The sequence below is a fragment of the Phytobacter sp. V69 genome (assembly GCF_965644215.1).
Classification (GTDB): Bacteria; Pseudomonadota; Gammaproteobacteria; order Enterobacterales; family Enterobacteriaceae; genus Phytobacter.
In genome coordinates this window covers 1-9,014 of record NZ_CBFFRL010000187.1, presented here as the reverse complement: position 1 = coordinate 9,014, position 9,014 = coordinate 1, and the positions used below count along the sequence as shown (strand labels likewise).

General features: G+C 51.8%; 8 protein-coding genes. 3 read left to right on the top strand and 5 right to left on the bottom strand.

Annotation, left to right across the window (positions count from 1 at the left end; all coding sequences use genetic code 11):
* Window positions 1–437 precede the first annotated feature (437 nt).
* Complete coding sequence (locus tag ACSZPU_RS20415; protein WP_499002590.1) at window positions 438–2,054, top strand: carbohydrate porin; 1,617 nt, start codon at window positions 438–440, stop codon at window positions 2,052–2,054.
* Window positions 2,055–2,105: 51 nt separating this feature from the next.
* Window positions 2,106–3,284 carry an esterase gene (locus ACSZPU_RS20410; RefSeq protein WP_499002587.1) on the top strand — a complete coding sequence of 393 codons (1,179 nt, stop codon included), beginning with the start codon at window positions 2,106–2,108 and terminating at the stop codon, window positions 3,282–3,284.
* Between the two features lie 42 nt (window positions 3,285–3,326).
* Here the strand turns inward: ACSZPU_RS20410 and yieH are convergent, their stop codons facing one another.
* Window positions 3,327–3,992: a 6-phosphogluconate phosphatase gene (yieH, locus tag ACSZPU_RS20405; RefSeq protein WP_499002585.1), complete on the bottom strand. Its 666-nt coding sequence runs from the start codon at window positions 3,990–3,992 to the stop codon at window positions 3,327–3,329.
* A 168-nt stretch (window positions 3,993–4,160) separates the two neighbouring features.
* Between yieH and ACSZPU_RS20400 the strand changes: the two genes are divergently transcribed.
* The gene (locus ACSZPU_RS20400) at window positions 4,161–5,498 is read left to right on the top strand and encodes an NCS2 family permease (RefSeq protein WP_499002582.1); all 1,338 of its coding nucleotides are present in this window, start codon (window positions 4,161–4,163) and stop codon (window positions 5,496–5,498) included.
* A 54-nt stretch (window positions 5,499–5,552) separates the two neighbouring features.
* Here ACSZPU_RS20400 and ACSZPU_RS20395 read toward each other — a convergent pair whose 3' ends face one another.
* From ACSZPU_RS20395 to ACSZPU_RS20380, 4 genes are all read right to left on the bottom strand, one after another.
* A complete protein-coding gene (locus tag ACSZPU_RS20395; RefSeq protein WP_499002579.1) occupies window positions 5,553–6,119 on the bottom strand; it encodes an NADPH-dependent FMN reductase in 567 nt (188 codons plus the stop codon).
* Window positions 6,120–6,139: 20 nt separating this feature from the next.
* A complete protein-coding gene (locus tag ACSZPU_RS20390; protein ID WP_499002576.1) occupies window positions 6,140–6,886 on the bottom strand; it encodes a 4'-phosphopantetheinyl transferase family protein in 747 nt (248 codons plus the stop codon).
* A 161-nt stretch (window positions 6,887–7,047) separates the two neighbouring features.
* Window positions 7,048–7,731, bottom strand: a complete 684-nt coding sequence (locus tag ACSZPU_RS20385; RefSeq protein ID WP_499002573.1) for a hypothetical protein — start codon at window positions 7,729–7,731, stop codon at window positions 7,048–7,050.
* Entirely contained in the window at window positions 7,728–8,894 is a 1,167-nt protein-coding gene (locus ACSZPU_RS20380) for a hypothetical protein (protein ID WP_499002571.1), read from the bottom strand. The genes ACSZPU_RS20385 and ACSZPU_RS20380 overlap by 4 nt, the downstream gene beginning before the upstream one ends.
* Between the last annotated feature and the right edge of the window lie 120 nt (window positions 8,895–9,014).

Below are 9,014 nucleotides of genomic sequence, written 5' to 3'. Positions count from 1 at the left end.
ATAGTCATGATAATAGGGCCTTCTGATTAGAAGGCCCTATTATCAATGATTTTTATCCTCGTGACGACGCTATCTAAGTATTGTGCTCTTTTTGTATCCGACCTGGGTCCGGTATCCGGGCCAATAAAATGTACTGCGGATGAAATGCTGAACTAAAAATTCGCGGTAAATCACAATTTATTCTTTTGCTCATTGCTGGTGGATTAAAAATCGCTATGTTGTGGGCTGAAACTGGATTGCTACCGCTTTGCGGGCTAAACCTGACATCTCCCCTCCGGAGGTGCCAGGTTTTTTGTTTTTAGGGCTGGTGAAAAAAACAGTCAGCCGCAAAGATGTGTCCAGTACAGGATTGTTACTGCTTTAGACAGGCAAAACCTGAACTCACACCCGATTAACCTTGGGTGGGTTCAGGTTTTTTTTATCCAAAAAATGGTTGGATGGAAACCATGAAAAAAACAATACCCTTAATTCTGGCATCATCATTTTTATACTCAGTTACCCCTGCGATGGCCGCGAGTGGAAATATGACCATCGAACAGCGTCTTGCGGCGCTGGAGAAAGACCTCAGCGAAACGAAAAAGGAATTACAGCGCTACAAGGACGAAGAGAAGAATAAGCAGGCGGTTTACTTTGCGCAGGCTACTACTGCACCTGCACCTGCGACCGCAAGTACGGCGAAAGCGAAGCCTGCTCCTGCTGCGGTGCTGGTACAAACAGCGCCAGCGCCGGGTGCTCAGGCGTCTAAAACTGAAGATGTTTCATCCATGTCGATGAAAGATCTCAGCAAATTTATCAAAGATGACATCGGCTTTAGTTACAACGGCTATATCCGTTCGGGTTGGGCAACCACCACTAACGGCTCGCCGAAATCCTGGGCCGTCGGCTCGCTGGGGCGTTTTGGCAACGAATACACCAGCTGGTTTGATTTGCAGTTCTCCCAGCGCGTTTACAACGAGAATGGCAAGAGCGCGAAAGCTGTCGTCATGCTGGATGGTAACGTAGGGCAGTCCTATTATGCCGGATGGTTTGGCGATAACAGCACCAACGATAACGTCCTGCAGTTCTCCGATATCTACCTGACCACCACCGGCTTCCTGCCGTTTGCGCCTGAGGCCGATATGTGGGTAGGTAAACATCAGCTTCCGAAGTATGAAGTACAGATGCTTGACTGGAAAACTCTGCGTACCGACAGCGCTGGTGGTGTCGGTATTGAGAACATGAAACTGGGTAGCGGCAAGCTCGATATCGCGCTGGTGCGTGAAGATATTGACCAGTACGACCGTTCCCTCAGCAACTCACAGAAGCTCAATACCAATACCGTTGATGTTCGCTACAAGGCGATTCCGCTGTGGGATAACGCCGAGCTGATGGTCAATGGCCGTTACGCGATGGCGAACTCGACGGATACGCAGAAAGAGAACGTCAACGACAACGGGTATTACAAATGGAAAGACACCTGGATGTTTGGCACGGCGCTGACGCAGAAATTCAAAAACGGCGGCTATAACGAATTCAGCTTCCTGATGGCCAACAACTCGCTGGCAAGCAGCTTTGCCCGCTACAGCGGCTCCAGCCCGTACATCGCCTTTAACGGTCGTTACTATGGCGATCACACCAACGGTACGGCGATTCGTCTGGTCTCACAGGGCGAAACCTATTTGCGTGACGATGTGATCGTGGCCAACGCACTGGTCTATTCGCGCGGCGAAGATGTCTATAGCTATGAGACCGGCGCGCACAGTGATTTCACCAGCTATCGCGCGGTGGTTCGCCCGGCTTATATCTGGGACAAGTACAATCAGACGGGCGTAGAACTGGCGTATTTCAACCAGCAGAACAAAAATCAATACGGCGCGAAGTTAAAAGAATCTGGGTATAAAACCACGCTTTACCATACGCTTAAGGTCAACACCAGTATGCTGACGTCCCGCCCGGAAATCCGTTTTTATGGTACCTGGATCCATGCGCTGGAAAACGAACTGGATAATTTCAGCTTCGCTGATGAGAAAAACAACCAGTTTGCCGCAGGCGTTCAGGCCGAGGTCTGGTGGTAATGCCCGGTCAATGGAACTACATGAACGAGAAAATAAAACGAGGGATTTGATATGAAAAGAAACATCGCCTGTCTGACGTTCGCCATCACTGCACTGCTGGGTAGTGCGGCTATTCCTGCCGTTGCAGCACCCTTTCCGGTGACTCCGGATTTATCGGTGCCGGTTAGCCAGTACGTGACGCAGGTTAACGCCGATAAAAGCATTACCTTCCGCCTGTTTGCGCCTGGCGCAAAACGGGTGTCGGTGATCACAGGCTCCTCGCCGGACAGCTTTGTCTCTCACGATATGAGCAAAGATGAGAGTGGCGTATGGTCCTGGAAAAGCGATTCCCTGGCCCCGAATCTGTATGAATATTACTTTGATGTGGATGGCTTCCGTTCGGTGGATACGGGAAGCCGTTTCCAGAAGCCGCAGCGTCAGGTGAACACCAGCCTGATCCTGGTGCCGGGAAGTATTCTGGATGATCGCGCCGTGCCGCACGGCGATTTGCTTACGGTGACTTACCACTCCAAAGAATTGCATTCAGAGCGCCGTGTCTATATCTGGACACCGCCAGGCTATAACGGCAAAGGCGAACCGCTGCCGGTAATCTATTTCTACCATGGCTTTGGTGATACCGGCCTTTCCGCTATCGATCAGGGACGTCTGCCGCAAATGATGGATAACCTGCTGGCCGAGGGGAAAATCAAGCCGATGTTGGTGGTGGTGCCGGATACAGAAACCGAAATCGTACAGGCTATTCCGGAGAATTATCCGCCGAAAGAGCGCCGCAAAACCTTCTATCCGCTGAATGCTAAAGCCGCAGACCGCGAGCTGATGCACGATATTATCCCGATGGTCGATGGGCGGTTTAACGTGCGTAAGGATGCGAATGGACGCGCACTGGCCGGGTTATCGCAAGGGGGCTATCAGGCGTTGGTTTCCGGGATGAACCATCTGGACAGCTTTGGCTGGCTGGCGACGTTGAGTGGCGTGACAACCGCAACTGTTCCGGATGCTGGCGTTACCGCTCAGCTTAACAAGCCTCAGGAGATCAACAAGCAGCTGCATAACTTCACGGTCGTGGTGGGTGAAAAAGATTCCGTTACCGGAAAAGACATTGCCGGGCTGAAAAGTGAGCTGGAGAAACAGGGCGTTAAGTTCGACTACAAGATGTACCCGGGCCTGAACCATGAAATGGATGTCTGGCGTCCGGCGTATGCCGAGTTTGTGCAGAAACTGTTTAAGTGATCCATTACGCCTCTCCCGAACCGGGGGAGGCGTTTCTCTTCATTAACGCGTAATGTCCCAGCCGCGCGCTTTCCATAATGCCGGGAGCTGCGACAGCTCGGTGAACGTGGTCACCTGAGGGTGGTCAATCGGCTTGTTATGCGGATCGGCGCAGAAATAAAAGACCTCCATCCCCGCGGCGATGCCCGATTGCGCGCCTGCGACGGAATCATCAATCAGAATGCAGCGCGGGGTATCCACATTCAGCGCTTTCGCCGCGTGGAACATCAGGTCCGGATCTGGCTTCCAGCGTTGAATATCGTAGCCGCTGAACAGCAGATTCGGGAAATGGTGCAGCAGGCCAGTTTTGCCAAGCGAGTGCTCCATCTTGCTGACCGGGCCGTTAGAAACCACGCAGACAGGCACGGTGACCGCGTCAAGCAGCTCCTTCGCGCCCGGAATGATTTCCAGCTCGGAATCAAACAGTCGCGCGACTTCGCCGCGAAACACCGGTTCCAGCGCTGCCTTGTCCAGCTTCACACCGTGCTCTTCACCGATCACATCGATAATTTCATAGAGCTTCATGCCTTTAAAACGTTTGAACACCTCCTCAAGATCGAGCGTGATGCCAAATTCTTTAAACATATGCACATACGCGCGCGAACAGATGACTTCACTGTCGACCAGGGTGCCGTCACAGTCGAAAAATACGGCTTCAATTTTGGACATGCGATTTCCTGTAACTTGCAAGTTTATCGTTTACTTAAGGCAGATTACCCCACGCAATCGTTGCCGTATAAGCAAATTCAATGAAAAAAAGTGTGTGATAACCGTCAACATTGTCTCATTTTGGTATAGGATAGCGACGAATTTTCCCTCCTTGTTCGGAAATTGATAATGAGCCAACAACACACTACCCAGGCGTCGAGCCAAGGGTTGCTTGAGCGCGTGTTTAAACTGCGTGAACATGGCACATCGGCACGCACCGAAGTGATCGCCGGTTTCACCACGTTTTTGACGATGGTTTACATCGTTTTTGTTAACCCGCAGATTTTGGGTGTCGCCGGGATGGACACCAGTGCGGTATTCGTTACCACCTGTCTGATTGCCGCGTTCGGCAGCATCCTGATGGGTCTGTTTGCTAACCTGCCGGTTGCACTGGCACCCGCGATGGGCCTGAACGCCTTCTTCGCGTTTGTGGTGGTGGGTGCGATGGGCCTGTCCTGGCAAATCGGCATGGGTGCGATTTTCTGGGGCGCGGTAGGTCTGCTGCTGCTGACTATCTTCCGCGTACGTTACTGGATGATTGCCAACATTCCGGTCAGCCTGCGCGTCGGTATCACCAGCGGTATCGGTCTGTTTATCGGCATGATGGGCCTGAAAAACGCCGGTGTGATTGTTCCGAACAAAGATACGCTGGTGGCCATTGGCAACCTGACGTCTCACAGCGTTCTGCTGGGTGTTCTGGGCTTCTTCATCATCGCTGTTCTGGCTTCCCGTAATATTCATGCTGCGGTACTGATTTCTATCGTTGTCACCACCCTACTGGGCTGGATGATGGGCGACGTGCAGTATCACGGCATTATCTCTGCGCCGCCAAGCGTGGCGAGCGTGGTAGGTAACGTTGACCTGGCCGGTTCGTTCAACATCGGCCTGGCTGGCGTTATCTTCTCCTTCATGCTGGTGAACCTGTTTGACTCCTCCGGTACTCTGCTCGGTGTAACCGACAAAGCGGGTCTGGTTGACGAAAAAGGTAAATTCCCGCGCATGAAGCAGGCGCTGTACGTAGACAGCGTCTCTTCCGTGGTCGGTTCGTTCATCGGTACCTCTTCAGTGACCGCGTATATCGAATCGTCTTCCGGTGTCTCTGTCGGTGGCCGTACAGGTCTGACAGCCGTTGTGGTCGGCATCCTGTTCCTGCTGGTTATCTTCCTGTCGCCGCTGGCCGGGATGGTGCCTGCTTATGCTACTGCGGGCGCGCTGATTTATGTTGGCGTCCTGATGACGTCCAGCCTGTCTCGCGTGAAGTGGGATGACCTGACCGAAGCGGTCCCGGCGTTTATCACTGCGGTGATGATGCCGTTCAGCTTCTCGATTACCGAAGGTATCGCGCTGGGCTTTATCTCTTACTGCGTGATGAAGCTGTTCACCGGTCGCCTGCGTGATCTCAGCCCGTGCGTGGTTGTGGTTGCGGTGCTGTTCGTGCTGAAAATCGTCTTTATCGACGCGCATTAATTGCCGTTGAAATGACAAAGCCCGGTAAGCGCAGACGCTACCGGGCTTTTTTTATCAGCGTTTTACACGCTGAATGTAGTCGCCAAATGCCGTCAACTGCCCGGTCAGATGGTCGAGCGTGCTCTGATCGACCACTTCGCCCGTCTGCTGATCGACTTTGCTTTGAATTACGCCGCCCATAAATTCCGGTTTGTTCATCACCATGGCATCAAGGAAGACCAGAATTTGCCGCAGGTGATACTGGCAACGTGCACCACCAATCGCCCCCATAGAACTGGTCTGGATAAGCACCGGTTTGCCGGACAGCGGCTGTTCAGGCAGGCGTGACAGCCAGTCGATGGCGTTTTTCAGCCCACCGGGCACGGAATAGTTATATTCCGGGGTCACAATGACCACTCCATCCGCCTCGCGAATCTGCTGAGCAATCTCTTCGATACGTGCGGGAAAACCGTCTTCCTGTTGTAAATCGGCATCGTACAGCGGAATGTCACCGATGGACGGTAACGGTAAAACGTCCATGCCCGCAGGGGCCAGTTTAGGTAGCGTCCGCGCAACCATCGCGTTAAACGATCCTTTACGCAAACTACCCAGTAACGTCACAACTTTCAGTGATCCAGACATAATGACTCCTTGCGATCGGGTCAGTTAATAATAAGGGCTTTTTCTGCTGGCAAGCTGGTGAAGCGCATCAGGCGGGAGGCGGGATCGTTAGCGCGTGTCTGCACATCCGGCAGATAGCGCCACCCGTTTTTGCTATCAAACTCCCAGATCTTGAGGCTCTCGATGGCCGGTGTTACCGCAACCGACCAGATCAAGACGTCCTCAGCATCACATAAAACTTCGACCTGAGCCAGTTGGGGAACCCGCAGTCGCCCGGCACCGGGCAGGAGTTGCAGCATGCCGGGGGAATCCTGCATTTGATTGAGGAGCTTTAGCACGCTTTGTCTCAGGGTTGAAAGCTGTGCCTGCGCTTCGTTTGGATCGTTTTGATTATTGATCCACAGCTGTTCGTTGCTACTGAATTGCCAGGATTTTTGTGCATGGGGGCTGTGAAAACTGCGGGTGGCGCGCTGTAACTCCATGTCCAGACCACACTCACCTTCGGTGGTTATCGCCACGCCAACCATATTTCCGGCGTAGGCCAGAGAGAAATGCGGTAGGCCAGGATCGGCAAATTTCGGGCGTCCGCTGGGCTCAATTATGATGTCCGGGAGTTCGCTGATGCCATAAAGCATGAACATCATTTCGGCGAGCAGTGCCCGCGAAGCCAGATAACGCGACTGCTGGTGTTCAGGAAGCTGTCGGGCGCTGTGATGACTGGCCTGGGAGAGTCGCGTTGAAACTAAACATCCCTCTGAGAGGATCCCTCGTGCAAAATGCGTTGCCATTTTCCCTCCGTGATAATGGTCTGATGCAGGAAACGATTAACAATATTATCGCGCATACCGCATAGGTTTTAATGCGGAAAAACGCCGCTGAAAAGACCAATACGGCCACTTTTACAATTTATTTAGTCAATACGTGTCCATCTACATATTTCCTGCACAATTCATTCAATTGGCAGCACGCGCGTCCAGTTGTAATTCACCTGCGCCAGTTTCAGCATCCCCTCGACGCTGCCGTAACGTTGCTGGCGATTTGCCAGGAAAAAGCGTCGTAATGATGGGGGCAGGTATTGTGCACGATAACGTAATAGCGTGGTGTGCCAGAATGGCGCAGGAAGTGGGGTGTGCGCATGGCGGTCAATCAGGTGATTGCCCCAGGGGGAGGCGAGCAGCGCATCGCAAAATTGCTGGCGTGCCTGCGGGCTTTGCTCATCAGGAATGCCTGCTAATAAGAGCTGACTCGGTAGTGCCACCAGGCGCAGTTCGCGAATATGTACCGTTCTTTGCCGCCAGCGATGCCACAGTTCCAGCAAAGAGGCCATGTTCTCTGGCTGTTCTGTGGCGGTATAGAGCGGCAGGGTTAGCGGAAGAAAGGTAAAGTGCAGGCCGTCGGCAGGCATAACGTCGGCCAGCGCATCGCCACGCGCCAGCTCCGCAAGCTGGTGGCGCAGTGAGGCGATGTCAGTGGACGGCACGGGCTGGATACCGCTGGCCAATGCCAGTTTGTGCGGGTCGTAATAGTCTTGCAGCATGACTTCGCCGCAATCAGTTGCCTTCTGCCAGGCAACCAGTGTGCGTTCGCTGGTCGCCTCGTAGAGCGCTGACAGTGCATCGATACCCCGTGTCATTTTTCAATAATGTCCTTCTCTTTTTCCTGCAAATCAACGTCTGATTCATACGTAAAAGAGCATTTTGACCAGAAGGGTTTGATTACGTATTTTGCTCCGCTGTATGGATACTGATCGTTTTTGTTTCTCTGTTCCCGCAGTAAATTATCGATTTCCAGCGCAATAATCTCTTTAACTTTGGAATGGTATCGCTGGAGTGAAATATCACTGATTTTTTCCGGTAGATGCAGGTGGCTATCTTCTTTAAGTTTTTTGTAGATACCATCTTTCACCTTCATACCCGCGCTTTCAGGGATACCTCTTTTCAGGTCATAGCATTTAAGGCCAGCGAGCCGTGCGGAAACACTGATTTTTTCTGTACGTGTCGGGTTAGGGCTAATCAGCAATACTCTGTTCTTCTGATACCACTTTTCGAAAGTTTGAATAAGGTTGAGACTCTCTTCATACGAGTGTCTGCCAGAGGCGTTAAATAACCAACTGTTTGAGCTATATCCTTTTCGTTCGTTGTCAGAGACAGGTGCTTTCTCTCCTTCAAACTCTTTTGCAGCCGCATCGCGATAAATACGAGTCAGGCAATCAGCAAGCGCTTTTGTCGCGTCATACAGGCTATTTTCCTGAATGAGTTCAAGAAGATTGTCTCTGCTTATGGATATCTGGCAGTAGTCGTTATCCCATTCCTCAGGTTTTTGCGTGCTGTCTTTCTCGCTGGTCTTTTCGACGGATGGCGTGACAGTGCGAAACTTCCAGATATAAGGGGTCGATTCCTGATATTTCAGATAGCACGTGATGCTCTCCAGCCATTTGCTGGTATGGAACGCAAATACTTTGCTGTACAGGCTGAGGATGTTTTCAGCATCATACTCTGTGGCGTTGTTGTTCATTTCCTCAACGAATCTTTCGCTGCCGGACTTTTCCAGAATATCTAAAATGGCGCGATAGCCCGTGCTATCTCTTATGTCGCCGTAATTGCTGGTGTGTACCGCTTCAAAGCAAGACAGCCAGGCAGGTAGGGGTCTGCGGTTGGATCGATATCCCTCGATAAGCCGAAAAACGGTCTCGGAAAGGATATGTAAGGCTTTAATATTGAAAAAATCATTAAGTTTGCTGATGAGCAATTCGCTTCTGGAATGAGCAATCGAGAGATCCTGGTGGGAATAGCCCATTCGTGCTTCCGCCGGTATTGGCGGGCAACTTGCTTTGCACTGAATTAGATAGTGTCGTCACGAGGATAAAAATCATTGATAATAGGGCCTTCTAATCAGAAGGCCCTATTATCATGACTA